The sequence below is a fragment of the Chitinophaga sp. genome (genome assembly GCF_035538455.1).
In the GTDB taxonomy this organism is placed as follows: Bacteria; Bacteroidota; Bacteroidia; order Chitinophagales; family Chitinophagaceae; genus Chitinophaga.
Genome location: NZ_DATLKJ010000101.1, coordinates 28,899 through 53,837 on the forward strand (window position 1 = coordinate 28,899; position 24,939 = coordinate 53,837).

22 protein-coding genes, 1 tRNA gene and 1 pseudogene are annotated in these 24,939 nt (G+C 47.4%); 9 read left to right on the top strand and 15 right to left on the bottom strand.

The features are described 5' to 3' along the window. Positions 1 to 38: 38 nt before the first annotated feature. A complete protein-coding gene (locus VM802_RS12440) occupies positions 39 to 1,631 on the top strand; it encodes an MFS transporter (RefSeq protein WP_325530869.1) in 1,593 nt (530 codons plus the stop codon). A 123-nt stretch (positions 1,632 to 1,754) separates the two neighbouring features. On the opposite strand, the gene VM802_RS12445 is transcribed toward VM802_RS12440, so the two are convergent. Then, entirely contained in the window at positions 1,755 to 3,629 is a 1,875-nt protein-coding gene (locus tag VM802_RS12445) for an Nramp family divalent metal transporter (RefSeq protein WP_325530871.1), read from the bottom strand. A gap of 30 nt (positions 3,630 to 3,659) precedes the next feature. Continuing rightward, on the bottom strand, positions 3,660 to 4,319 hold the full coding sequence (locus tag VM802_RS12450; protein ID WP_325530873.1) for a metal-dependent transcriptional regulator: 660 nt from the start codon (positions 4,317 to 4,319) through the stop codon (positions 3,660 to 3,662). A gap of 131 nt (positions 4,320 to 4,450) precedes the next feature. Here VM802_RS12450 and VM802_RS12455 point away from each other — a divergent pair, with 131 nt between their 5' ends. Beyond that, complete coding sequence (locus tag VM802_RS12455; RefSeq protein ID WP_325530875.1) at positions 4,451 to 5,410, top strand: hypothetical protein; 960 nt, start codon at positions 4,451 to 4,453, stop codon at positions 5,408 to 5,410. Positions 5,411 to 5,551: 141 nt separating this feature from the next. On the opposite strand, the gene VM802_RS12460 is transcribed toward VM802_RS12455, so the two are convergent. Next, a tRNA-Val gene (locus tag VM802_RS12460) sits at positions 5,552 to 5,629 on the bottom strand. Between the two features lie 301 nt (positions 5,630 to 5,930). Next, positions 5,931 to 8,075 (bottom strand): cation:proton antiporter domain-containing protein, encoded by a 2,145-nt coding sequence (locus VM802_RS12465; RefSeq protein ID WP_325530877.1) that lies wholly within the window; start codon positions 8,073 to 8,075, stop codon positions 5,931 to 5,933. 100 nt (positions 8,076 to 8,175) lie between these two features. On the opposite strand from VM802_RS12465, the gene VM802_RS12470 reads away from it, so the two are divergent. From VM802_RS12470 to VM802_RS12480, 3 genes are all read left to right on the top strand, one after another. Continuing rightward, positions 8,176 to 8,484: an ATP-dependent Clp protease adaptor ClpS gene (locus VM802_RS12470; protein WP_325530879.1), complete on the top strand. Its 309-nt coding sequence runs from the start codon at positions 8,176 to 8,178 to the stop codon at positions 8,482 to 8,484. A 190-nt stretch (positions 8,485 to 8,674) separates the two neighbouring features. Beyond that, on the top strand, positions 8,675 to 9,265 hold the full coding sequence (gene aat, locus VM802_RS12475) for a leucyl/phenylalanyl-tRNA--protein transferase (protein ID WP_325530881.1): 591 nt from the start codon (positions 8,675 to 8,677) through the stop codon (positions 9,263 to 9,265). A 50-nt stretch (positions 9,266 to 9,315) separates the two neighbouring features. Continuing rightward, complete coding sequence (locus VM802_RS12480) at positions 9,316 to 9,924, top strand: DinB family protein (protein WP_325530883.1); 609 nt, start codon at positions 9,316 to 9,318, stop codon at positions 9,922 to 9,924. A gap of 81 nt (positions 9,925 to 10,005) precedes the next feature. Here VM802_RS12480 and mtaB read toward each other — a convergent pair. After that, a pseudogene (gene mtaB / locus VM802_RS12485) lies at positions 10,006 to 11,148 on the bottom strand (tRNA (N(6)-L-threonylcarbamoyladenosine(37)-C(2))-methylthiotransferase MtaB); the annotation flags it as partial. Between the two features lie 215 nt (positions 11,149 to 11,363). Between mtaB and VM802_RS12490 the strand changes: the two are divergent. The 3 genes from VM802_RS12490 to priA all read left to right on the top strand — a co-directional run bounded on the left by VM802_RS12490 (position 11,364) and on the right by priA (position 15,101). After that, positions 11,364 to 11,798: a DUF4258 domain-containing protein gene (locus VM802_RS12490; RefSeq protein WP_325530885.1), complete on the top strand. Its 435-nt coding sequence runs from the start codon at positions 11,364 to 11,366 to the stop codon at positions 11,796 to 11,798. Positions 11,799 to 11,892: 94 nt separating this feature from the next. Beyond that, positions 11,893 to 12,663: a lysophospholipid acyltransferase family protein gene (locus tag VM802_RS12495; RefSeq protein WP_325530887.1), complete on the top strand. Its 771-nt coding sequence runs from the start codon at positions 11,893 to 11,895 to the stop codon at positions 12,661 to 12,663. Next, entirely contained in the window at positions 12,660 to 15,101 is a 2,442-nt protein-coding gene (gene priA, locus VM802_RS12500) for a replication restart helicase PriA (protein ID WP_325530889.1), read from the top strand. The genes VM802_RS12495 and priA overlap by 4 nt, the downstream gene beginning before the upstream one ends. A 25-nt stretch (positions 15,102 to 15,126) precedes the next feature. Here the strand turns inward: priA and VM802_RS12505 are convergent, their stop codons facing one another. Together VM802_RS12505 and VM802_RS12510 are read right to left on the bottom strand one after the other, a co-directional pair. Beyond that, entirely contained in the window at positions 15,127 to 17,106 is a 1,980-nt protein-coding gene (locus tag VM802_RS12505) for a DUF3857 domain-containing protein (RefSeq protein ID WP_325530891.1), read from the bottom strand. A 23-nt stretch (positions 17,107 to 17,129) separates the two neighbouring features. Next, a complete protein-coding gene (locus VM802_RS12510; RefSeq protein ID WP_325530893.1) occupies positions 17,130 to 17,792 on the bottom strand; it encodes an oxidoreductase in 663 nt (220 codons plus the stop codon). 64 nt (positions 17,793 to 17,856) lie between these two features. Between VM802_RS12510 and murB the strand changes: the two genes are divergently transcribed. Beyond that, positions 17,857 to 18,870: a UDP-N-acetylmuramate dehydrogenase gene (murB, locus tag VM802_RS12515; protein ID WP_325530895.1), complete on the top strand. Its 1,014-nt coding sequence runs from the start codon at positions 17,857 to 17,859 to the stop codon at positions 18,868 to 18,870. 77 nt (positions 18,871 to 18,947) lie between these two features. Here murB and VM802_RS12520 read toward each other — a convergent pair whose 3' ends face one another. The 8 genes from VM802_RS12520 to VM802_RS12555 all read right to left on the bottom strand — a co-directional run bounded on the left by VM802_RS12520 (position 18,948) and on the right by VM802_RS12555 (position 24,929). Then, complete coding sequence (locus tag VM802_RS12520) at positions 18,948 to 19,130, bottom strand: class I lanthipeptide (RefSeq protein WP_325530897.1); 183 nt, start codon at positions 19,128 to 19,130, stop codon at positions 18,948 to 18,950. A gap of 68 nt (positions 19,131 to 19,198) precedes the next feature. After that, positions 19,199 to 20,161, bottom strand: coding sequence for a YpdA family putative bacillithiol disulfide reductase (locus VM802_RS12525; protein ID WP_325530899.1), 963 nt, complete (start codon positions 20,159 to 20,161; stop codon positions 19,199 to 19,201). 12 nt (positions 20,162 to 20,173) lie between these two features. After that, positions 20,174 to 20,872, bottom strand: coding sequence for a glutamine amidotransferase-related protein (locus VM802_RS12530; protein WP_325530901.1), 699 nt, complete (start codon positions 20,870 to 20,872; stop codon positions 20,174 to 20,176). A 64-nt stretch (positions 20,873 to 20,936) separates the two neighbouring features. Next, positions 20,937 to 21,821: a class I SAM-dependent methyltransferase gene (locus tag VM802_RS12535; protein ID WP_325530903.1), complete on the bottom strand. Its 885-nt coding sequence runs from the start codon at positions 21,819 to 21,821 to the stop codon at positions 20,937 to 20,939. An 88-nt stretch (positions 21,822 to 21,909) separates the two neighbouring features. Beyond that, entirely contained in the window at positions 21,910 to 22,866 is a 957-nt protein-coding gene (locus VM802_RS12540; RefSeq protein WP_325530905.1) for a YeiH family protein, read from the bottom strand. Positions 22,867 to 22,964: 98 nt separating this feature from the next. Further along, positions 22,965 to 23,798 (bottom strand): hypothetical protein, encoded by an 834-nt coding sequence (locus tag VM802_RS12545; protein ID WP_325530907.1) that lies wholly within the window; start codon positions 23,796 to 23,798, stop codon positions 22,965 to 22,967. 52 nt (positions 23,799 to 23,850) lie between these two features. Then, complete coding sequence (locus tag VM802_RS12550; protein WP_325530909.1) at positions 23,851 to 24,414, bottom strand: hypothetical protein; 564 nt, start codon at positions 24,412 to 24,414, stop codon at positions 23,851 to 23,853. Between the two features lie 62 nt (positions 24,415 to 24,476). Continuing rightward, the gene (locus VM802_RS12555) at positions 24,477 to 24,929 is read right to left on the bottom strand and encodes a phosphohydrolase (protein ID WP_325530911.1); all 453 of its coding nucleotides are present in this window, start codon (positions 24,927 to 24,929) and stop codon (positions 24,477 to 24,479) included. Positions 24,930 to 24,939: the final 10 nt, after the last annotated feature.

A 24,939-nucleotide genomic window follows, 5' to 3' on the forward strand; every position in this document is an offset into this window, starting at 1 on the left:
TAGCCTGATAGTTGAGTATTCAACTAAATTATTGATCTATGTCTTATGCATCATCTCCATACAGAAACAGTGTGCCAGACCGTATAAAAGGACCTGCTATTGTGCTGCTGGTATTGTTGCAGTCATTCGTGCTTAGCATCACACCCACTACGGCTTCGCGTCTGTCTGCCTTCTACGGGATAGAACCGGATACGGTGACATGGTTCTCACAAACAGGTGCGGTGGGAATGGTAGCGATGATCCCTGTGTATTACCGGCTGCGCATGTATTTCAAGAAGGCGGATCTGCTGTTGTTTGCGCTCACCGCCCAGGCGTTTCTTTCCCTCTTATGCTATACTATCAGTTATGCGCCGTTGTTATTGTCGGGCAACTTCTTTATGGGATTGCTGAAGCTGATATGCCTGCTGGATTTTATTTCACTGCTTACGGACCGCTATCCTGTTATGCGTCACAGGGCTATGTTTTACGGCATATATTATACGATTGCACGTACCAGCGGAGAGCTGGCTGATATATTTGTGAATCCGATGCTGGATGAATACAACTGGCAATATATCTATTTCATTGCTGCTATAGCTGCCGGTATTTGTATGATTATTTGCGTCCTGCTTTTCCACCGGCAGCGCATGCACCGGAAGGTTCCGCTTTACCAGGTGGACTGGCTCAGTATGTTCCTTTTTGCAGGCGCCGCACTGCTGCTATGTTATGTGCTGACCTTTGGCCGTACCAAGGACTGGTTTGATGACAGGAGCATCACCGGGGCTGCTATAGCAGGCGCTATGCTGGTGCTGCTCTTCGTGTACCGGCAGTACCATGTAAAACGTCCTTTCTGGAACCTGCGTGTATTCAGCCTGTATAAGCAGGTCCCGCTGGGTGTAGCCTTCATGCTGCTGTTGTATGTCTTTTACAGTACTAATATCCTGTTCAATCAATATGCAGGATACAATTTTCATAGGGAAGAGAATTATTTGTCGTGGGTTGCTGTAATTACGCTGGGAGCCTATCTGCTTAGTTTTCCGCTGACAGGACTGTTGCTTTACAGGGGGGCGGGAGTGAGGGTGATGCTGGTTATAGGGTTACTCTTATATGCTGGTTCGTTGTTTCTTTTCTGTCAGACTGTTCAGACTTACAATACCATTGACAGGCTGATTATTCCCTACCTGATGCAGGGTATGGCATACGGTGTGATGCTGACTACTCTGTCTACTTTCACAGCAACCAACGTACCGCGGAAATTCAATGCAGACAGGGTGATGGGGAGTTTGTCGTTCCGTTATATCATTGGATCTTTTGCAGGATATGCGTTGTACAGTAACTGGCTGTTCAGAGGTATGGCCCGTGAGCGGGCATTTCTCTCAGAAGATGTTACTTACTATAATCCCGTATATACATCAACGTTAAGTCATCTGAAAGCTGGCTTTCTTTCAAAGGGGATGGACGCAACGCAGGCCGGTAATGCGGCATTATCGGTGCTCAGTAAAAAGCTGCAGCTGCAGGCTATGCTGGCGTCTCTCAGGGATATTGCCTTGTATGTGGCTGTGGCAGCAGTAGTAGCAGCGTTGATCGCCTTATTGATAAAGCGTTTTGAGATGCACGAAATTGCTGCCCGCAATAAGTATAAACTTGTTTGATTTGTTTATGTGTTTATTTAGTTATGTAGCTATTTTGAAATGCAGCGAAGATAGGAAAGGCGAATGTCGGCCTTCGCTGCATTTCAAAATAGCTACATAACTAAATAAACGCATAAATAAATCTTATTGCACTACTAGTACCGGCACCTTTACAAAGTGCCTTACCTGGTTGGCGGTTTCACCATAGATCCAGTCTTTGATACCGCGGTGGCCATGTCCACCTAGCACGAGGAAGTCGGCCTGTTCATCTTTCACGATGCGTGCGATCTCTTTGGCGCGGTGCCGGAAACCAAGCAAGCCTTTGGCTTTGATGCCGCGGTTTTTCAGCAGTTTGATATATGTGTCCAGTTGTTCCTGGTCTTCGCGGGTTTCAAAGTCGTCCGACTCTTTACCGAAGTATTTGGCAGAAGCGCTTTCCACGATGTGTATGAGTATGTACTCCGTATGTGCGTTACCGTGAGCGATGGCATTGGTGATGATTTGTTCATCCTTGTTGCTGAAATCCAGTGCCATAGCAATACGATGGTATACGGGTTTCTCGAGTTCTCCGAGGGAGATCTGTGGTTTGTGTATACCACCGCTGGCTTCCAGCCGGTAGCGGCTGATGAGTGGGTAAATGATGGTGATCAGCAACAGGGCGATGAAACCGGTACCGGCGATGATGATGGTGATATCGATCCATATGTTGCTGTTGTCGGCGATGTACCCTATAGCTTCTGTGTATACCATGCGGATATTAAGATATACCAGCAGGGCGGTGATAGCCCAGCTAATGATCTTAACGATTGGTTTGATGGCATATTGCCCCATGGTGTGTTTATCACTTACAAAATGGATCAGCGGTATAATAGCGAAGCCGAGCTGCATACTCAGGAGAACCTGGCTGAATACCAGCAGTTCGCCTACTTTGTTATCGCCGGCAATCAGGATGGTGAGCAGGGCAGGAATAATGGCTACGAGCCGGGTGATCAGACGGCGTAGCCAGGGATTGATGCGCAGGTGCAGGTAGCCTTCCATTACGATTTGTCCGGCGAGGGTACCGGTAACTGTAGAGCTCTGCCCGGCGGCGATGAGCGCTACTGCGAAAAGGATAGGAGCCAGCTTACTGCTGAGCAGCTGTTCCAGCAGCTTGTGGGCGTCCTGGATCTCCGCAATGTCTGTACGTCCGGTTTTAAAGAACACGGATGCGGCCAGTATGAGGATGGCGGCATTTACAAAGAAGGCCAGGTTCAGGGCGATGGTACTATCGATGAAGTTGAGTTTCAGCGCCTGTCTGATGCCGCTGTCTGTTCTTTTGATTTTGCGGGTTTGCACCAGAGCGGAGTGCAGGTATAGGTTGTGCGGCATCACCGTGGCCCCGATGATACCGATGGCGATGTATAACGCCGTATTGTCCGGGAGGCTGGGCACGAAGCCTTTTACTACTTCGTTCATAGCGGGTTTGGCCATTACCAGCTGTATAAGGAATGAGATGCCAACAATGGCTACCAGGGCTACGATGAAGGCTTCCATTTTGCGGATGCCGTAACGTTGCAATACCAGCAGCAGGAAGGTGTCCAGCACGGTGAGGCTTACGCCCCACACCAGCGGCAGGCCGGTTAGCAGTTGTATACCGATGGCCATACCCAGCACCTCCGCCAGGTCTGTGGCGGCTATGGCTATTTCCGCGAGTACATAGAGAACGAAATTTACGAATGGGGGATAGGTTTCGCGGTTGGCTTGTGCGAGGTCGCGGCCGCGTACAATACCGAGGCGTGCGCTCAGACTTTGCAGGAGCAATGCCATGAGATTACTCATGAGCAGCACCCAGAGCAGTTTATAGCCGTACTGGCTGCCGCCGGCAAGGTCTGTCGCCCAATTGCCCGGGTCCATGTAGCCTACGCTTACCAGGTAGGCGGGGCCAAAAAAGGCGAAGAACTTCCGCCATTTTGATTTGCCATTTGTATCGACACTCTGATGTACTTCACTCAGGGAAGTAGTTGTATGCTGAAAGTTCATAAATGCTTACACGTGATGCCGGTGTGAATGTCATACCGGCCGTACCATAATATTTTTTGCCACCTGTTCACTGATTGTAATGGCGGGTTGATGTTTGAGCTTTATTTCAATGGAGTTGTCATATTCGTAATGCGCAACAACTTCCAATTGTGTGCCCAGTTTGATGCCTTTGGCGTTGAGAAAAGCCAGCAGAGCCACCGATTGATCAGTAACGGCCGTGACTACCAGCCGTTTGGCGTTAGCCTGGTCCAGCGAGGTTTGTGGCCGTGGTTTGGCCATTTTACCGTGTGCGTCGGGAATCGGGTCTCCATGCGGATCGATGATGGGATTACCGAGGTATTCGCTAAGGCGGTTGATGAGTTTCTCGCTACGCACGTGTTCCAGCTCTTCCGCCAGCTCGTGTACCTCTTCCCAGCTGAAGCTCAGCTTGTCTACCAGGAAGCACTCCCAGAGGCGGTGGCGGCGTATAATCTGGAGGGCAGCCTTTCTGCCTTCTGCTGTGAGGGCGATGCCCCGGTACTTTTCATAATCAATCAGACTCTTGTCTTTCAGCTTCCTGGCCATGTCCGTTACAGATGCAGGCTTGGTGTTGAGCTCATAAGCCAGTGCATTGGTAGTTACCACTGATTCGCCTTCCTGCAGTTTGTAAATGGACTTCACATAGTTCTCTTCTGCTATCGATAAATTCATATTGCCTAAATAAATATTTAGACAAATCTAAATAATTATTCCAAACTTTTCCATATCCGGTATGTTTTTTGAAAATAGCAGCGCACATATCAAAATTATATCTAACTTTTCGTCCAGAATCAACTTTTGTAATGAAGCGTTACCTGTTATTATTATTGGCTATTGGTGTTTTAGCGGCCTGTAAGAGCAAAAAGAAGCACGGCACCGGAGGGGAACCTATGACATTTGAAGACTTCCAGGCACTCTTTGTGCCGGGAGCGCTGCCGTATAAGTTGTCTCCTGATTCCCTTACTCAGAAAACGGCCGATTCACTGGCGCTGGATACCGCAGATGTGCACCGCTTCCTGACAAACACGCTTACCAAAGGCGACTTCGCCAGAAATGAAAAAGTGAAATTCTTTCCACTGCAACGTATAGCCGGCAACGATATGAACTATATGACCATAAAAGCGGTTGGAAGAACGCAGACCGCTGGTTATCTCTGCTTCCTTGACAAAAAAGGGAAGTACCTGAACCGCTTGCGTATAGCCAGCACTGTTAGCGGCGATGAGAACGTTACCTACACTACTATTGATACAAGAAATGTGATCAAGCTCAGTACTGAAAAGCAGCTGACAGCAAGCCGTTCCGCCCTGAAGGAAGACTTTTATACCATCAATAAAGATGGTAGTGTACAACTGATCATGACCAACTCCAATGGCCCTACAACGCCTGGTCAGATCTTCAATCCTATTGATACATTGCCACGTAAGCAGAAGTTCTCCGGTGATTATACTTCCGGTGAAATGAATATCGTGTCTATCCGCGATGGTGATGACCCTAAAACATTCCAGTTCTTTATTACCTTCTCCAAAGACAATGGCGCCTGCAAAGGAGAGCTGAGTGGGAAAGGTCGTTATATTGCCGGAAACAGAGGTGAATATAAAGACAAGGAATCCTCCTGTGGTATCTCTTTTCAGTTCTCTACCGGCAGGGTGGCCATTCGTGAGATTGGTGGCTGTGGCGCATATCGGGGTGTGAAGTGTTTCTTTGAAGGCGGCTTTGTGAAGAAGGCGGAGAAAAAGAAAGTGGAGAAAAAGAAAGGCAAGTAAGTACGCATGTATATAAAAATAAAGCGGACGGTTGTGTAAAAGCGATCGTCCGTTTTGTTTTATGGAAACTACATGGTAGTTATCAGCGTTACAGGGATATAAAATAAAAAAGGATAACAAGTGCTTGTTATCCTTTTGAAGTGGTGGGAGCTACTGGATTCGAACCAGTGACCCTCTGCTTGTAAGGCAGATGCTCTGAACCAGCTGAGCTAAGCTCCCTTTTTTCTTCGTTCGCCGCAACCTTTCGTTTGACGGGATTGCAAAGGTATAAACTATTTTTATTCTACCAAATTTTCACTGTAATTTTTTTTGATTTGTTTGATTTTCCTGATGAGTGAGTGATTGTCTGAACTGTGATTTGTGTGATTGAATTGATTTTTATGATGGGCGAAGATCAATGGGAACCTTTGACACTATTGATTTTTAGCGACATAGCTGTTTTTATAAAAATTACTTCATCATAAAAATTTACATTGATCTTCGCTCATTATAAAAATCAAACAAATCGAAAAAATCGTTGTCAGCGTTTGAATATACGCTTTACTGCTCTCCCCAGTTTATTAAGGTTGGCCAGCTGTTCCTGGATAGGCGCCAGGGTGAGATCTTCCGGCTGCAATCCTGCTTCCAGGTAGTCTATCTGCGTTTGTTCAGGATATACGAGTATCACGTTGTTGTCTTTGAAGTGACGGCCCAGTTTACTGGGAATACCTTCCATGTAAGCGTGGTAGGAGAGTGTTCCTTTGCGGGCTGTCACGACTACTACAAGGTCATCGCGGGTAATTTCCCTGGACAGGATCAGGAAGTCTTCGAGAGAGTCGAATGGTCTGAAAGTGAGCTCCACACTTAATTTCGACTGGCTTATAAATGTTTCTACAAATGTTTGTGTTTTAGCATTGCAGCTCATCAGCAGTTTGGCGCCGGCTTGTTTGGCGAGTATGAACATCTTCTGCAGGTAGTGCAGGAAGCCAATTTCGTATTCTGTATTAGGAGGTAATACCATCACCATTTTCTTGGTAGTGCTGAGCGGATGATGAAAATTACAAACGTAAACAGTTTCCCATACACTTTGTAGTACGTTGTCGAGTGTGGTACCGAAGATGTTGCCGAACAGACGGTCAGTGGTACTGGTTTTATCTGTCCAGCCCAGGATTACGTCGCTGATCATCAGTTCTTTGGCTGCGCGGGCGATACCATCCGAAACGTTAAGATCTACACGGGTTACGGCCTGTACATTGCTTTCAGTGGCGGAAGCATGGATGATGGCTTTTTCCATCATTTTGTTTGTCAGGTGTATTCTTTCGCGTGCTTCTTCATTATCCTGTACAACTGCCAGCGGATAAATGGGGGTGGGCGCCTGTTTGTCTTTGATCATCACGGCAAAGTCGAGTAGCGCTTCAATACGGTCGGGGTTGGAAACGGGTACCAGTATACGTTCCGGCTGATCGGGCAGCTCGGGTTTCTGTACGGATTCCTGCGTAGCGAGTTTACGGCCTGCATTTTCTGTAACGAAAGAGCCTACGAGACAGGTGATCAGGATCAGTACTACTGTGCCGTTGAGTACATTCTCATTGACGATGTGCATGTTGAAACCAATGAGTATCACTGCTATGGTGGCGGCAGCATGTGCACTGCTAAGGCCGAATATCACATTACGTTGTGTAGGGCTGTAACGGAAAATCAGCTGTGTAAAGAAGGCTGCGAGCCATTTGCTGCTGAGCGCCATTGAGGTGAGCGCACCTGCGATGATCAGTGCTTCGGTCCCATTCATGAGTACGCGCAGGTCTACCAGCATACCTACGCTGATCAGGAAGAAAGGGATGAAGATGGCGTTGCCTACAAATTCAATGCGGTTCATCAGCGGTGAAGTGTGTGGTATGAGCTGGTTGAGAGCCAATCCGGCCAGGAACGCGCCGATAATGCCTTCTACGCCGGCCAGCTCTGCCAGGAATGCAGCTGCAAATACCAATGCCAGCACAAAGATGAAGTGGGAGGTTTTATCATCTTTTATTTTCTTAAAGAACCATCTGCCCAGCATCGGCATGAGCCACAGAATGATGGTGGCGAAGACGGTGAGTGAGATGCCCAGTCTTACCCAGAAATAAGTATTCAGGTTGCCGGCCTGTGCACCGGTAATGATAGCGAGGATCAGCAGTACGGCTGTATCGGTAATGATAGTGCCTCCTACCGCAACCGTAACCGCTTCATTTTTAGTGATTCCCAGGCGGCTTGCCAGCGGATAGGCCACCAGCGTGTGTGTAGCAAACATGCTGGCTACGAGTATGGTTGCTTTAAAATTGAATCCCAGTACATAGGTACATACCAGGTAACCTAACAGCAGAGGAATAGAGAAGGTGAGCGCCCCGAAAACCATGCTTCTATAGCGATTTTTGCGGAATTCAGTCATATCCAGTTCCAGGCCTGCGAGGAACATAATATAGAGCAGACCTGCTTTTCCAAACAGGTCAATACTTCCTTTTTCAATGATTTTGAAGCCATGATCGCCAATAAGCATGCCGGCGATGATCAGCCCGATAATGCTGGGAATCCGTAGTTTACGCAGCAGGATTGGGGCCAGCAGTATAATGAATAGTACCAGTGAAAAAATAGGTACGGGATCTTTCAGCGGCAAACTTATGTCCATTAATAAAACCGGGCTATTCATCATATAACTGTTTTTTATTTAACAAAATCTCTTAACCATAACAACAAACATGGATAAATTAACGAATAATCCATGTAATTTTGCGTAAAGCTTAATTTAAAAAATGAGCAAACACACAAATACAGAGGTATTGCCTGAGGAACTGGAAGACGTCCTGGTAGCAGAAGACGAACAGTTTCCCTTCAGTCTGATCGTATGGAACGACGATGTTAATACCTTTGACTGGGTTATTTCCTCTCTGATGGAAGTGTGCGGACATACCCATCATCAGGCGGAACAATGCGCACTGATCATACACCATAATGGAAAATATGCCGTTAAAGAAGGCGAGTATATCAAATTACGCCCCCTTTGTGAAGCCCTTCTCGACAGAGGCATCAGCGCCACCATTGAAGAGATGGCGGATAAATAATTTTGAGATTTATTGATTTAGATATTTTTTATTTAAAAATGCGGTGGAGATTGTGAGATATAACATAGTCTCTGCCGCATTTTTAAATAACTAAATATCTAAATCAATAAATTCGAAAATCATAGCAGCCTCTCGAATAATTATGCCGGTTTTTCGTCTTAATAAAAAAATCATATTTCCCCCTGTCCATTTGTCAGAGCCAGATGGCCTTCTGGCGGCAGGCGGGGATCTTTCAATAGAAAGACTGTTGCTGGCGTATCGTTCCGGGATTTTTCCCTGGTATGATGAGCCACCGATCTTGTGGTGGAGCCCTGATCCCCGATTTGTATTGTTTCCTTCCAATCTGCAGGTGTCTGCCAGTATGCGGCAGGTGTTGCGACGTCAACAATTCCGGATCACTTTCAATGAAAATTTCAATGGTGTTATTGCCCGCTGCAGCCGCATTGCACGGCCAGGACAAAGCGGTACCTGGATTACAAATGAGATGAGGCAGGCTTATATGCGCTTGCATGAAGCCGGCTATGCGATGTCTGTTGAAAGCTGGGTAGGCGACAAATTAGCAGGCGGGCTGTATGGTGTGAAAATAGGCCAATACTTTTTTGGCGAGTCTATGTTTGCGGATGTGAGTAATGCTTCGAAAGCAGCCTTTATCACCTTTGTACAGACGTATGCCCATGAACTGAAGATGATAGACTGTCAGGTGCAGACGGATCACCTTGCCTCTCTGGGAGCAGGCTTTATCAGCAGAGAAGAGTTTCTTGAGCTGCTTAATTTTTCGTAACTTTTCAAGTACCCCGATTCCTCTAATCTAATATTTAAATTTACCACCAAATGAAAAAGCTTTCTTTGCTATTAGTGACTGTCGTACTGATGTGTTCATTTATGCCAGGTAAACGGCACACAGCGGTAGAAGACAGAGCCTTATTGATTTCGCAGTTACAACAAACGAAGGAGAAACTGCTCAAAGACCTTGAGGGTCTTTCTGATCAACAACTGGAATATAAGTCTGCGCCAGACCGCTGGTCTGTAATAGAGTGCGTGGAGCATATTACCCTGGCAGAAAAAGGCTTCCTGGATGGCGTGCAGCAGCTGGTAAAGCAACCTGCCAACCCGGAAAAGAGAAGCGATGTGAAGGTGACAGATGAAGGTATACTGACAATGGTAACAGACCGCAGCCATAAATTCAAGGCTCCGGATCCGTTGCAGCCGAAACATACGCTGGGCAAGCCCACGGATGTTATCAAAGCATTTACAGAGCAGCGTGACAAGCTCATTGATTATGTAACGAACACTACAGATGAGTTACGTAGCCACATCAGTGATAAAATGCCGTTGGGGCCAATGGATGCTTACCAGATACTGTTACTGGACGCTGCACATACTACCCGTCATACCATGCAGTTGGAAGAAGTGAAAGCCTCTGAAGGGTTCCCCAAATAAGCATATTCAGCTGTCAGCCATCTGTTCTGATGGTTGACAGCTCTTTTTATCTGATAAAATGTTGTTTGTTGAAATAGCTGATCAGCGCAGCTCCCAGTCTACCAGCTGATTTACCCATTCCGGGCGGAACGGCGTGATTACTTTGATGTAGTTGTCTGTGTAACCCTCCATCATGCCGTCTTTATTATGTCCTTCAAACAATACCTTGCGTGCCTGATTAATATGCTGTTCTGTGAAGTACTGCAGCTTTTTATGGCTCAGGTTGCGCAGCTGTTTGTTACGCTCGTGGCGTACGTTTACAGGCACGACAGGTTGTATCTCAATTGCGGGTGTATTGGCGCGCTCTGAGTAGGTGAATACGTGCAGGTATGATACGTCCAGCCCGTGCAGGAAATTATAAGTGTCCTGGAAATGATCATCACTTTCGGAAGGGAAGCCAACGATAACGTCAACACCTATTGCACAATGGGGGATGTGTTGTTTTATCAGTGCCACTTTTTCAGCATACAGCTCGCGGCGATAGCGGCGGCGCATCAGTCCGAGGATCTCGTTGTTACCGCTTTGCAACGGAATGTGGAAATGCGGCATGAATTTTTTGCTGCCGGCCACAAATGTGATGATCTCGTCGCTGAGCAGGTTAGGCTCTATGGAAGATATACGGTAGCGTTCTATGCCGTCTACTTTTTCCAATTCCTGTACCAGTTCGAAGAAAGTTTCTTCTCTTTTTTTACCGCCATGCAGTCCTTTGCCGAAGTCGCCCAGGTTAACGCCTGTGAGTACGATTTCTTTTACGTTGTTGGCAGCTAGCTGCCTGGCTTGTTCTACCACGTTGGCAACACTGTCGCTGCGGCTTTTACCTCTGGCCATTGGAATGGTGCAGAAGGTACAGCTGTAATCGCAGCCATCCTGTACTTTCAGGAAGGTGCGGGTGCGGTCGTTTACGGAGTAGGAGGAGTGGAAGGTGTTGACATCTTCAATATCGCAGGAGCAGATCTTTGTGCTGTCGCCTTTGGTGAGCGTTTTCAGGTGCTCGGCAATATTGAATTTTTCAGCGGCGCCGAGTACGAGGTCTACGCCTTCAATAGACGCGATTTCCTGCGGTTTGAGCTGGGCATAGCAGCCAGTGATGACTACCATGCTTTCAGGTGCGCGGCGCTGTATGCGGCGTACCAACTGACGGCATTCCTTATCGGCATTATCTGTCACAGAACAGGTGTTGATTACATAAACATCTGCAGGATTCTCAAAATCCGTCTTACAAACCCATCCTGTTCCAGTAACCTGCTTAAAGTAGAGGTCTCTGAAAAATTCAGCTTACAGCCGAGTGTATGAAATGCTACTGTTTTAACCTGTTCCATAAAGGAGGGCAAAGGTAGCAACTTTTTATGTCATAGTTTGGTAAGGAATTTTAAGTAATTTGCGACGCTTTCTTGAAACATATGAAATCATTGCAGAGATATTTACCCGTTGTATTGTTAGCATTGCTGCTCATTGCCGGCTGGCAGCAGAGATGGTGGAGGAGTAACAGCCACCAGGCATCGCCGGCCAGTCGCGGTACTGTGACCGTTCCCGCTTCTGATCCGGCAAACGGGCCGCTGAACAGGCATGCACGCCTTACCTATACGAAACATGCCATCTGTCGGATGGAATGCCGTCATGTGACAGAAACCGAAGTGCAGGAGATCCTCGCCGAAGGCGCTATCAACCCTGCAAAATCCAATCCTGAAGACCATCCATGTCCTACCTACGCACTGGAAGGTTATTCGCACGAAGGTCAGCACCTGCGTATTGTATTTGCTCCCTGCGACGATAACAGTGCGAAGGTGATTACCTGTATTGATCTTGACAAAGATTGGAGTTGTTATTGTGATTAATGAAGAGTGAAGGGCTTCTGCGAACTAATTCTCTTCTTTGCGAGAAATTATTTGTAGTTTTCCGGCTTATTATTTCATTTTCTCAACGGCGTTTATGGGCTTAATCATGAAATTGGTGCGTGTCATTTATGTGGTGTACGCCGCTATTATCTTCCTGGGCATCATGTTCCTTATACTGCCGCCGATCTTTCTGGCATCCTTGCTGGGTAAGGAAAAGGGTGGGAATATCATCTTTTATTTCCTGCGTTTCTGGGCGCATGTATGGTTCCCGATGGCAGGCATGCCGGTACGCCGCATTTACGAATGTGCGCCCGAAGACAAAGAGCCATGCATATACGTAGTGAATCACCGTTCTTACCTGGATGCCGCTATAGCCGTGAAGGTAATGAGATTACCTTTCCGTCCGCTGGGAAAAGTGGAAATGTCTAAGATTCCTTTTTTCGGATTCATTTATAAAAACTCCGTGGTGGCAGTGGATCGTTCCAATGCGCCGGCCAGGGCCAGGAGCGTACGGGAGATGATGACTGCACTGAAAGCAGGTATTTCCATACTCATGTTTCCGGAAGGCACTACCAATGAGAGTGATCAGCCGCTGCGCCCATTCCATAACGGCGCATTCCGTATGGCCATCGAAATGCAGATCCCTATCAAACCAGTATTATACCTCGATGCGGGTGACAGGCTGCCTCATACCGGTCCGATGAACTTAAATCCCGGCAAGTGCCGTGTTGTATTCCTGCCCACAATACCTGTTGCGGGTCTTACCCTGGATGACATCAACGACCTCAAGCAACGTGTGTACGAGGTGATGGATAGTGCCTTACGTAAACATCGTCATTACCCTTCTTTGCAACACGCAGGATGAAATACGCAGATGTAATATTGCCGCTGGCGTTACCTAAAACATATACTTATTCTGTTCCTGAAAGCATGGAAAACAGCTTGCAGGCCGGGAGCCGTGTGGCTGTGCAATTGGGTAAGCAAAAAAAGTATGCAGGCATTGTAAAGGCGATACATGAACAGGCACCCCTGTACAAAACGAAGCCGCTGCTGGATATGCTGGACAAAGATCCTGTCGTATATCCGACACAGCTAGCCTTCTGGAGCTGGATAGCCAGCTATTACATGTGCAGTGAGGGCGAAGTGCTCAATGCAGCGTTACCGGCGCATCTGAAGTTGTCCAGCGAAACACTGTTGCTCTTTAACGATACCTACGGAGAGGATTTCAGCGCACTTGATGATGATGAATACCTGGTAGCGGAAGCATTGCTGATCCGTAAAGAGCTTCGTATTGAAGAAGTACAGCTTATTCTCGATAAATCTGAGGTCTATTCTGTCATCAAAAAACTGATCGACAAAAAAGTCTGTCTGATCTATGAAGAGCTGAAAGAGGTATATAAGGAGAAGAAAGAGAATTATGTACAGCTGAACAGTATCTATCATGACGAAGAGCAACTAGCCCCTCTTTTCAACGAAATGGGACGCGCTCCGAAGCAGATGGAGCTGCTGCTTGCCTACCTGCATCTCCTGAAAACACAGGGCAGCGTATTACAGAATGAACTGCTGAAAAAGTCCGGCGCTACTACGGCGCAGCTGAAAGGACTGGTGGATAAAAATATCCTGTGGATTGAGAAACGCACCGTAGACAGGATCAAAACAAGTGAAGTAGATACCCAGATAGATTTTGATCTCAGCCCTGCGCAGGAGAAAGCTCTGCAGGAGGTAAAACGTCATTTGCAGGAGAAGCAGGTAACGTTGCTGCATGGTGTTACATCGAGTGGTAAAACGCAGGTGTATGTGAAGATGATGGAAGAACACCTGGCAGCCGGCAAACAGGTGTTGTACCTGCTTCCGGAAATCGCGCTTACGGCGCAGATCATCCGTCGTTTGCAAAAGCATTTCGGCAGCAGTATCGGCATCTATCATTCCCGCTTTAACAATAACGAACGGGTGGAAATCTGGAACAAGGTAAAGAACGGCGAGCTACGAATTGTATTGGGCGCACGTTCCAGCCTGCTGCTTCCGTTCAGGGACCTTGGCCTGGTGATACTCGATGAAGAACACGACGCTTCTTATAAACAACAGGACCCGGCGCCCCGTTATCATGCGCGGGATGCAGCCATCTATTATGCGGGCCTGTTCAAAGCCAAGGTACTGCTGGGTTCCGCCACACCTGCACTGGAATCTTATTACAATGCCCAACAAGGCAAGTACGGACTGGTAGAACTGAAAGAGCGCTTCGGAGGTATTGAGATGCCTGCCATAGAAATTGTGGACGTCAAAAAAGAGATGGCTGAAAAGACGATGGACGGCCATTTTACACAGGCGCTGAAAACGGCTGTTACGCAAAGTCTTGCAGATAACAAACAGGTGATCCTGTTTCAGAACAGACGTGGTTATGCCCCCTTCCTGCTCTGTACTACCTGCGGCTGGATACCATACTGTAAACAGTGTGACGTATCACTTACCTATCATCGTAACCAGGATAAGCTGCATTGCCACTACTGCGGCACGCGCTATCCCTATGCGTACACTTGCGAGGCTTGCGGCTCACAAACATTGGTGCCTAAGAGCTTTGGTACTGAAAAGATAGAAGACGATCTGCAAAAGATATTCCCTGAAGCACGCATTGCGCGTATGGACGTGGATTCCATCAGGAACAAAGACAGCCACAATAAAATGATACAACTGCTGGAAGAAAAAGCCATCGATATACTCGTAGGCACACAGATGGTTGTAAAGGGGCTGGACTTTGAAAATGTAAACCTGGTGGGTATCCTTAGTGCTGACAGTCTGCTGAGCTATCCTGATTTCCGGGTGAATGAAAGGGCGTTCCAGCTGATGGAACAGGTGAGTGGCCGCGCCGGCAGAAAGCACGGCTCAGGTAAAGTGCTGATACAGGCCAGCAATACCAGGCATCCGGTATTACATTATGTAACGTTGCATGACTATAAGGCTATGTATGAAGCGGAAATAGCAGAGCGGCAGCAGTTTGGTTATCCTCCTTTTTTCCGTATTCTCAAATTAACGTTACGACATAAAGATCAACAGATTGTGGAGCAGGCCGCACAGGTGCTGGCAAGTTGGCTGCAGCCACATATTGGTACGCAGCTGGTAGGTCCTTCGGCGCCTATGGTGGCGAGGGTAAGAAATAATTACCTGCAGGAGATGCTGATTAAGCTGCCCCGCGAAGCACGTGTAATAACGCATGTAAAACAGGTGCTCCGCGAGTTCTTTGTTCAGCTGCTGGCGGAGAAGCGGTTCCGCTCTGTAGTGATTGTACCGGATGTGGATTGTGTGTAGCTGTTAGCTTCCGGCTAATTGCTAATTACTGTTTTACCAGCACCAGCTCCTGCTTCTGCAGCGACCTGAATTTAGTTACTATTTCTTCAAATATTTTCTTGTTGTTACCTGCAAAGTCGCTCTGGCTGTACCATTCAATGGTGAAGATATGCAGGCGGTTGTTATCCAGTTCTGCTCTCATTTTAAAGCCCATAGATGGATTGTTGCTTCCACTCTGCACAGTATTGGCATTGAAATCATTCAGGTTGGCCACTTTATATCCGGCCGGAATATCTATATGGATACGCTTTTCCTGGTAGTAGGGAAAAGAGAGTTGTATAGGCAGTGTTCCTCCCGGCGCCGTCATATTCAGGTCCAGTGTGCCTCCGAGCAGTTGTCCCAGCCTGATCTGATAGCCGTTGCTTTGCTGGGTAACAATGTCGGGTGTCTGCAATGTGCTTGTTATTGTTACAGGCTTGTCCAGCGGCAGTGGTGTGAACGTTTCGTTCTGAGCTTTTACAGCTGTGGGTTTGCGGGTACCAGGCTCAAATGGCAGTATGGCATTGAATACGTTGTTCCGCAGGCTCTCTGCATCACCGGCTTTGGTAAAGGCGGTCTTGATATTCTGTGCTGCATAGCCACCGAATGATTGTGTTACTTCCCAGGAAGGTGCTGTGACGGAGCTGAGTGTGGCTTCCATTGTGATATTGCTGAGGGTATATTGTGGCAACGGCGTGGTGATGAAATCGGTGAGCACCTTACTTTCGTGGCTTGCGAGGGTATCACGGCAGCGGAGTGCGGGGCGGTTGGTCCACAATGAAGGATAGCACGGGAAGCGTGTATTTGATTCTGTTGGAGCCAGCGCCAGTTGAAGCGTGGGGAAGTAGAGCAGTATGTTGGAAGCGAACGCCCTGTTCACCAGCTGGGAGTCGAGGGGGAGTGTATCGCGGGCGGAGGTGAACAGCATCTGCACCGGTATATTCAGCATGTAGTATGTTGCATTGAGCAATCTTACCATTCCGTTTTTATCTGTTCTCTTAAACTGCAGTGCGTTGATGATATCCGGCGTTTCATACATTTCGTCGGAGTTTCTTATTTTATATGTTGTCTTGATATAATGTTCAACGGCGTAAATAAGTTGTGGTAACGGCATACGGCGATTGAGGAATGTCCATTTGTTCAGCTCTTTTTCCAGTTGTTTGTATTCCGCTTTGCTGATAGCTACATAAGGGATGTAGGCTTCTTCACCGAACTTCTGCCAGGTAAGGGTATCAATTTCCCTTCCATCAACAACAGCATGCAGTGCGAAATCCACCCGTTGCAGCTGGGGGAGATAAAAGAAGAGATCATTGGATTTCAATGGTGATATATGCTGCATTTGCAGGCCGATGTAATGATTGGTACCTGCCACGCTGTCTTGCACCGCCGGTGCGCCATTGGCGCTTTTGAAACGGAACTGCATGTCTTTGGGTGCTACGAGCATGAAGTTGGTGTATTCGCAGGGAATACCGGACTGGAGGTATTCGGAGCCGGCGTAATCGTACTGTACTTTGAGTGCCAGTTCATATTCCAGTTCGTAACCGGGCTGTATGGAAAGATTGTTGACTACGATAGCAGTACGGCCATCATTGAGTTTCATTGATCTTGTCTGATCGGTGAATGTGGCCACGCCACCCGAAGGGTTGATGCCACGCACACGGAATCCCCGGAGGTCTTCATTATCTTCCAGTGTCAGCACAAGCTGCGTAAGGCTGTCAGCGCCCTGCTGCGTATTGATCCGGATCTTTTTGTAAAGGGTTCTGTAGTGCGTGTATGCGTCGGTTTTATCCCGGAAGGAGACATTGAAGTCCCTTGCCACTCTGTAGTCCAGTATGGTATAGGGATGGGAAGATGAAGCCTGTGCAGCTGCCACAGGCTGCGGGTTATCTTTCCATGTGCCGGGAAAATAAGTGTTGATCTGAGCTTTTGTCTGACACGGCAGTATGGTAATTGCCGCAAATACAGTCAGTAATATAAATTGTTTCATCTGGGTTAAAGATATGAAATCATTCAGGCGTCACCTGAGATTTGTATGGCGTCTGATTCAAAAATATGTGTGCCGGTATCTTCCTTCTTCGCGATGTTAACCATGGCGCTGGCTATGGTAGCGGCTTTGATGCCACGGTATTTTTTCCATCTTCCCTGCAGTAAGAAATAGAACAAGTGCATGAGGTATTTGGCGATCCATTCGCCCAGCCTGAATTCTTCGCGTTGTCCTATGATAAAGGAAGGCCGGAAGATGCTGATATTGGGAAAGCCGATCTTCAGAACAGCTGTTTCTGTTTCTCCTTTAGTACGAAGATAAAAATTGCGGGAAGAAGGGTTAGCACCGATGGAGGATATCATCAGGAATTGTTGGAATCCTTTGTTATGTGCGATGGTAGCGGATCTCACTGGTATGTCGAAATCCACTTCCCTGAACTTCTGCTGTGAGCCTGCTTTTTTGATGGTAGTGCCGATACAGCAGAACAGTATATCGCCTTCCATCGCGGAGGCGATGCTTGCCGGATCTTCAAAATTGACGATGATACTTTCCAGTTTCGGCCTGGTATGGCCCCAGGGTTTGCGTACCAGTACTTTTACCTTACTGAAGTAAGGATCGTGCAGCAGTGCTGAAACGAGGTGTGTGCCTGTAAGTCCGGTAGCGCCGATGACAACAGCTGTTTTCTGCATAAATCCAGGTTTCGTAATTCGTAATACAAATCTATCTTTGTCGGGATTATAAAGTTACGCTATTATGGTATCCGAAAATGTACAGCTTCAGTCATATAATACTTTTGGCATTGGCGCCACGGCCCGTTACTTTGCTACTTTCGCCGGTAAGGAGGAGCTGGTGGCTTTATTGCAGGAACCACCCGGTGGCGGCATTCCGCATATGATACTGGGGGGAGGCAGCAATGTGCTCTTTACAAAAGATTATGACGGACTGGTACTCCGGAATCAGATCAAGGGTATGGAGGTAATAGGTGAAGATAACGATCACGTATATGTGAAAGCAGGTGCAGGAGAGAACTGGCATGGCTTTGTGCAGTATTGCATTGGTCAGAACCTGGCGGGACTTGAAAATCTCTCACTGATACCCGGTAATGTTGGCGCCAGCCCTATGCAGAACATCGGCGCGTACGGAGTGGAAATCAAAGATACTTTCCATGAGCTGGAAGCATTACATTTAAAGGATCATGGCGTTGTTACCTTCAATAATGCGGATTGTCATTTTGGTTATCGTGAAAGTGTTTTCAAGCGGCAATATCATCAGCAGTTTGCCATTCTTTCCGTTACCTATCGTCTTAATAAAACCCCTCATTTCAATACCAGCTACGGCGCTATCAATGAAGAACTGGAGCGTATGGGTGTGAAAGAGTTGTCGATACAGGCTATCAGCCAGGCGGTGATCAATATCAGGTCATCCAAACTACCTGATCCGGCTAAGATTGGTAATGCGGGTAGCTTCTTCAAAAATCCGTCTGTAGATGCTGCCAGGTATGAGTCGCTGAAGGCAGCATTTCCCAACGTAGTGGCGTATCCGTTAGATAACGGGCAATACAAGCTTGCAGCAGGCTGGCTGATTGAGCAATGCGGCTGGAAAGGCTACCGCCACGGAGATGCAGGCGTACATGCAAAGCAGGCGCTGGTACTGGTGAATTATGGCCACGCCGCTGGTAATGATATTTATAAGCTGTCGCAGGAAGTGCTGGATAGCGTACATGAGAAGTTTGGTGTGCAGCTGGAGAGAGAGGTAAATATTATTTAGTGATATAGCGCTTACAAATAAAGATTCCCCCTGCAGATACAGGGGGAATCTTTATTTGTAAGCGTATTACATTAGGCTTAGAGCTGCTCAGTAGTTGTAGGGCATATGCAGTCAGATAACCCAAATGTTGGCGGCGGCGGGTAGCAGATAGTGGTACTGATACCTCCCTGCACCCGGGCTTTAGTGGTTGTGGTCAACTGAGCAACAGTGAGTTTTTGCAGCAGTAATTTCTTGTTTAACGAGGTTGTTTTCTTTTTCATAAATGGAGGTTTAATGGTTATACTGAGATTGTATAAATACCTCCATTTAAAACTCAAACTAGCTGATATTATTGTCTGATATGCGCAATGATTTTATCTGCATGATCCCTGGAGTTTTCGATGAACCAGACATGGGTATCCATTCCGCCGCAGACCACGCCAGCGAGGTAAATGCCAGGCATATTGGTTTCCATGGTAAGCGGATTGTAGGCAGGATGTTTTTTACCATCATCAGATAAGCGGATACCAGCTTTTTCCAACAGGCTGAAATTTGGCTGGTAGCCGGTCATGGCAATAACGAAATCATTGGGGATAGTGATGGGGCCTTCCTGTGTGAGGATGTCCACTTCTTTTTCACGGATGGCTGTTACGGAAGCACGGAAGAATGTTTTGATGGAACCTTCCTTGATCCTGTTTTCAATATCTGGCTTCACCCAATATTTTACGCGGGAGCCGATTTCTCCATCACGGATCACCATCGTAACGTTGGCGCCTTTGCGGTATGTCTCCAATGCCGCATCTACTGCGGAGTTATGGGCACCTATTACAACTACCTGTTGTGTGGAATAGAAGTGCGGGTCTCTGTAATAATGCGTTACTTTCGGCAATTCTTCGCCGGGTACCTGCAGCAGGTTTGGAATGTCGTAGAAGCCGGTGGCGATGATCACCTTGCGCGCATGATAATTATCCTTTGTAGTGGTGATGATATATTCGCCGGCGTTTGGCGTCACTTCTCTTACTTCTTCAAATAGTTTTATATTGATCTGATTGGATGTGGCCACCCGCCTGTAATATTCCAGCGCTTCGGGCCTGGTGGGCTTGGGGTTGATGGACACAAAGGGGATACCACCTATTTCCAGTCTTTCAGAAGTGGAGAAGAACGTCATGTACAATGGATAGTTGTATAATGAGTTCACCAGGCACCCTTTCTCTATGATGATATAACTGAGACCTGCTTTTTGTGCAGCCAGGCCACAGGCAACACCTATGGGGCCCCCTCCTATAATCAGTATGTCGTAAGCAGCATTCATGATCTTCTGTTTTTACAATGCCTCCAGGTAGTCCAGCAAGCGGAACAACATCTGGTTGTTTTCTGGTATCAGGCCTAGATGCTGATGAATTTTTTCCATGCTTTGAATAAAAGGTCCTCCGCTTCTGATGGCGGTTTCGCCGGGTATCAGCATTTCATCGAGGGAGGCCGGTGTTAGTTCAGTATGGAACTGGAGCCCGATTACGCGGTCGCCGTATATGAATGCCTGATTGCTGGTAGCTGCAGAGGCAGCAAAGCGGGTGGCGCCGGGAGGCACATCAAAGGTATCACCATGGAAATGGAATGTGTTGAGGCGATGCGGCAACACTTTTTCCAGCGGTGCAGCCCGATCCTGGAACGTAATATCGATGGGATACCAGCCTATTTCCAGTTGCGTGTGCGGGTAAACATCAGCGCCCAGTGTATGGGCCAGTAATTGGGAACCAAGGCATATGGCAAGGATCTTTTTCTGCTGGCTGATAGCTTCACGAATGAGTGAGATCTCTGTTTTCATCCAGGGATACTGGTCCTGTTCATATACGCCCATGGTTCCTCCCACGACGATAAGCCAATCGGCGCCTGCAAACCCGGATGTGTCAGGAGATCCATCAAACCAGCGTGTAGCGGTCAGGTGGTGACCTTTACGGTTTATCCAGTCTTTAATGACACCTAGTCCTTCGAATGGAATGTGCTGAAAATAGTGGATATGCATAGCATTTTGAATAAATGGTTGGTCGAAGATACGATGCTATGCGGGAACCTGCGCGTACCGTTTATTATTTTAACACGCTTCTGACTACGCGGAAGTACTCGTAACCCTTCATACGGCTACTTTTTGTGCCGAAATAAGTGGCCCGGTATTTATCTGCGCCACCCTCATACAGCAGTGTCATGTTACGGTGACGGATATACGTTTCTATGTCTTTGGGGTACATGCCGTAATTCCAGTTTTCACCGGCTTTGCGAAGCAGGTAATTAATACGGCGGAAGCCTGTGAACTTGCGGGGATTATCGAGTACAGCTTTGTCGATGTAAGTGAAGATTACCTGCGTGCCTTTGGGATACAAGTTGATATACCTGAAGATGTTTTCCGCTTGCATGGCTTCTACCTGCGTAGTAAGTCCTTCCCAGAGGAACAATGTTTTATAGTGCTGACGATGCATGCGTGGAGATACTATGTCGGCCAGATTTTCCGTGTTCATATCGAGTTTCACATAATCCACATGTGTTACCGGATGACCGAGCAGGTCCTGCAACATTGATTTCTTGATGAACTGGATGGAGGGGTGGTCTACTTCCACAAAATTCACTGGTAGTCCGATATTAAGCCTGTGGGCGCGTGTATCGAGGGTAGCATTGAGAATGATGATCTGGTTAACGCCTTCTTCCCTTACCGCTTTTATCACCATGTCGTCGATCAGCTTAGTTCTTGCCACCGCGGCTGTGTAAGTACCGGGCGCCCTCAGTTGTATGTAGATCGCAAACAGTTTGCGCACAAACGAAAGCCGGCAGCAGGCAAGCAATACCTTATAGTAGTCGGGGAGAAACGCCGCTGCATATGGATCAAAGAATAGTCTGTCATTCTCCGGTCTGGTACTTTCAAAGGCGCGGAATAAGGCCATGAAAGTCCCAGTTTTACTGGTGGTTGGAGCCCTGCTCATTATGATGATGGTTGATTATGGAAGTAATCAAAGATAAGGATTAAGGTATCACAATGAGCGTGGGAAAATTCCCCCATTTGTTAATCTTTTATTTTAAGAAGATAATTGTCAGCAACGTACCGGCGCTGATCATTACCCACAACAGGATGCCCTGAAGCAGTGGCTTCCAGCCTATTCCCTGTAAGGACTGCCTGGTTAGATTAGCGCCGATGAGGAAGAGCGTGAGTGACAACGCTGTTTTGGCGCTCTTTACTACCAGCGGGCTTACTGTACTGATACCTGGTGTCCAGGTGTTCAGCAGCATGGCGATGATGAACAGTCCTATAAACCAGGGGATCTTTATTTTACCGCTGCCGTCTTTAAAGAAGAGGGTGGAGAGGAAGGCTACCGGGATGATCCACAGTGCGCGTGAGAGTTTCACGGTGGTGGCTATTTGTAAGGCTTCTGCACCATATTTGTTAGCAGCCCCAACTACTGAGCTGGTATCGTGTATGGCGATGGCGCTCCAGAGACCAAATTGTTGCTGTGATAAATCAAGCCAGTGGCCTATTGCGGGGAATATAAAGAGCGCGAGAGCATTCAGGAGAAAAATGATGCCGAGGGCCATGGAAGTTTGTTTTTCGCCAGGCCTGATTACGGGTGCAATGGCCGCGATAGCGCTGCCTCCGCAAATGGCGGTACCGCAGGAGATAAGGTGGGAGGTTTTACGCTCTATCTTCAGGATACGGCCCAGCAATGTGCCAAACAGCAATGTGCCAGCGATGGAGGCAACCGTAAAGAGGAAGCCTTCACTACCGGCTTTGATGGCGGTGTGTACGTTCATACCAAAGCCCAGTCCTATTACGGACAATTGCAACAGCCAGTGGGTGAGGCGGGGCGTAATATGGGCAAAGGGGTTGCCGATGGTGAGTGCCAGGGCGAGGCCCAGCAGCAGTGCTACCGGTGGTTCTACAACGGGTAGCAGGGTAGCTGCTGCTACGATTATGAATAATGCTTTCGGGAAATTACCATTCAGCCAGGCTGGTTTTATCTTTTGTTGTTGCATCGTCGTCAGGATTTGATTACGATGCAAAGGTCCGTACCATCCTGGCTGAAGTCAAATGGTGAATAGTAATCTATTATAACTAAAAGTTATGACTCCCATTAATCAACGGAGAGGATGAACTTGTTGAATTTCTTGCAGAAGTCTTCTTTCAGTGTGTTGTCGATGCCATTGAGGAAGTGAATAGTAAAGCCGCGTTGCAGTTTGCGGGAGGTGCTGCCATCGAGCTCGAGTGGTCTGGAATGGATAATGCCCAGCAGCTCGCCTGACTGGCATACGAGTGCAATGCGGTAGAGTGGGCTGGGATCGTCAATGCCGCTTTCATAATTGAAATAGAGGGTATATGGCTTGAGTGTTTTTTCTTCTTCGAGGTTGAAGTTGTGGATGAATGGTTGCAGGTCGGCTATGCTGCGGCCTTTGTGTTGTTTCAGGAAAGAGGACAGGGCGGTTTCCACGATGGAGCCGCCGCGGATGTTCTTCTTTTCCGTGTAGCCGTTGACGGTAGCCCACATCTTTTCACCGTTGGTGGCAACGGGTAGTTTGGTATCGCGTTCCAGCACGCCGGCAGCGGTACCGTTTATTTTGAGTTTACGGCCCTTGCGGAAAAGTGGTTTGGCGTATTCTTCCTGGGTGATATCGAAGTCTACACTGACGGGATAACATCCTTTTTCCTGCGGAGCGCAACGCAGCGGTACGTAGTCTTGAAGGGTAGCGACTACATCGCCGCCCGGTTTATTACATATAACCGTGCCTGAAGCTGTCCGTTCTCCCAGTATGGGAGCGGTGTCTGAGGATTTCTTTTTGGCAGTGGTGGTATTTGTTTTCCGGGCAGGCGCGCTGCCGGTATTTTCTTCGTTGTCGAATCTGCTGGATTTGTCTTTTTGATTACATGAAACGAGGATGACGGCCAGTGTCAGATAAAAGATCTTCTTCATAAATCACACTAAAAATGGTAACACAGGCCGTAAGATATTAATTCTCCGGCAATTATCTGGAAGAAGGCTCATCCCAGTCAGCACTTTCATCCCATTCTTCATCCTCATCGTCCCAATCTTCATCATCTTCTTCAATCAGTAAACTTTGTTCGGAACCAGGTTCGATGTTGTTGGCACGCCAGTGGGCTACGATTTCGTCGGCTTTTTGTTTGATTGGTTCGAAGGAAGAGATTTTTTTGTCATCGAAGAATACTTCTACATCGGGCATTTTCTGAATGGACTCAAAACAGTTCTGCAGCAGTGATATGTTGGCCGGAGTATTGCGCAGTGCGCTATATGAAAGTCTGACGGCGTCAAACGGGCCGCTATGGTGGAATACCTCTTCTCCATTGATCATTGGAAAAAGCCATACGAGTACATCATCGCCGGCTTCTTCTTCATTCAGGATGCCGAAGAAATCATCAAGTTGTTCAAAACCTAACGGGGCTAACTGTTCGAATGCATTGTTGCGAGGCGGGAACTTGGGATGTGTTTCCCCGGTGATTAAAAAAAGTTCTCCAAGCCTGGGTTTATCTTTTGTTGCAAACCTGAAGTCAATGAGGATGTCGTTTTCCATTGATACAAATTGAGTTTGTGTTGTAATTTAATGGTTTAAATCGGAAAGGGCCTGAAATAAATTTATTTCTCAAGTATAACGGCGGCGGATATTTGCCTATATGCGCGGAGGTATTTATTCAGGCGGGTTAAGTCTTTTTCCTGTATTTCCGGCATGCGCCGGATGTCCATATTGTCTGTGAGATCATAGAGTTTGACGATAGAAGCAAGTCTGTTTTGTAATGTACGGGCAACGAAATGATCGTAGTCTTCGTCTTCTGATAATTTGGTGATGCAGCGCAATGCGTTGATGATATGAAGGGGGATACCTTCCTGTTCCAGTGCCTCGAAGGTCCAGCTGGTATCTTCCACTACATCGTGCAATACTCCGAGGGCTTTCTCATCATCGGTACGTCCTTGCTGCATAACGCGAAAAACATGGCCTATATAGGGCTGACCGTATTTATCATACTGGTCTTTATGGGCCTCCATTGCGATAGTGATTGCTTTGGTTAAAAAGTTTTGGGATTTTTCCATTTTCGTATCG

Excerpts from the sequence above, each read along its gene's own strand:
- VM802_RS12440 (WP_325530869.1), top strand. The coding sequence starts at position 39 with ATGTCTTATGCATCATCTCCATACAGAAACAGTGTGCCAGACCGTATA.
- VM802_RS12445 (WP_325530871.1), bottom strand. The coding sequence starts at position 3,629 with ATGAACTTTCAGCATACAACTACTTCCCTGAGTGAAGTACATCAGAGT.
- VM802_RS12450 (WP_325530873.1), bottom strand. The coding sequence starts at position 4,319 with ATGAATTTATCGATAGCAGAAGAGAACTATGTGAAGTCCATTTACAAA.
- VM802_RS12455 (WP_325530875.1), top strand. The coding sequence starts at position 4,451 with ATGAAGCGTTACCTGTTATTATTATTGGCTATTGGTGTTTTAGCGGCC.
- VM802_RS12465 (WP_325530877.1), bottom strand. The coding sequence starts at position 8,075 with ATGATGAATAGCCCGGTTTTATTAATGGACATAAGTTTGCCGCTGAAA.
- VM802_RS12470 (WP_325530879.1), top strand. The coding sequence starts at position 8,176 with ATGAGCAAACACACAAATACAGAGGTATTGCCTGAGGAACTGGAAGAC.
- VM802_RS12480 (WP_325530883.1), top strand. The coding sequence starts at position 9,316 with ATGAAAAAGCTTTCTTTGCTATTAGTGACTGTCGTACTGATGTGTTCA.
- VM802_RS12490 (WP_325530885.1), top strand. The coding sequence starts at position 11,364 with ATGAAATCATTGCAGAGATATTTACCCGTTGTATTGTTAGCATTGCTG.
- VM802_RS12495 (WP_325530887.1), top strand. The coding sequence starts at position 11,893 with ATGGGCTTAATCATGAAATTGGTGCGTGTCATTTATGTGGTGTACGCC.
- priA (WP_325530889.1), top strand. The coding sequence starts at position 12,660 with ATGAAATACGCAGATGTAATATTGCCGCTGGCGTTACCTAAAACATAT.
- VM802_RS12505 (WP_325530891.1), bottom strand. The coding sequence starts at position 17,106 with ATGAAACAATTTATATTACTGACTGTATTTGCGGCAATTACCATACTG.
- VM802_RS12510 (WP_325530893.1), bottom strand. The coding sequence starts at position 17,792 with ATGCAGAAAACAGCTGTTGTCATCGGCGCTACCGGACTTACAGGCACA.
- murB (WP_325530895.1), top strand. The coding sequence starts at position 17,857 with ATGGTATCCGAAAATGTACAGCTTCAGTCATATAATACTTTTGGCATT.
- VM802_RS12520 (WP_325530897.1), bottom strand. The coding sequence starts at position 19,130 with ATGAAAAAGAAAACAACCTCGTTAAACAAGAAATTACTGCTGCAAAAA.
- VM802_RS12525 (WP_325530899.1), bottom strand. The coding sequence starts at position 20,161 with ATGAATGCTGCTTACGACATACTGATTATAGGAGGGGGCCCCATAGGT.
- VM802_RS12530 (WP_325530901.1), bottom strand. The coding sequence starts at position 20,872 with ATGCATATCCACTATTTTCAGCACATTCCATTCGAAGGACTAGGTGTC.
- VM802_RS12535 (WP_325530903.1), bottom strand. The coding sequence starts at position 21,821 with ATGAGCAGGGCTCCAACCACCAGTAAAACTGGGACTTTCATGGCCTTA.
- VM802_RS12540 (WP_325530905.1), bottom strand. The coding sequence starts at position 22,866 with ATGCAACAACAAAAGATAAAACCAGCCTGGCTGAATGGTAATTTCCCG.
- VM802_RS12545 (WP_325530907.1), bottom strand. The coding sequence starts at position 23,798 with ATGAAGAAGATCTTTTATCTGACACTGGCCGTCATCCTCGTTTCATGT.
- VM802_RS12550 (WP_325530909.1), bottom strand. The coding sequence starts at position 24,414 with ATGGAAAACGACATCCTCATTGACTTCAGGTTTGCAACAAAAGATAAA.
- VM802_RS12555 (WP_325530911.1), bottom strand. The coding sequence starts at position 24,929 with ATGGAAAAATCCCAAAACTTTTTAACCAAAGCAATCACTATCGCAATG.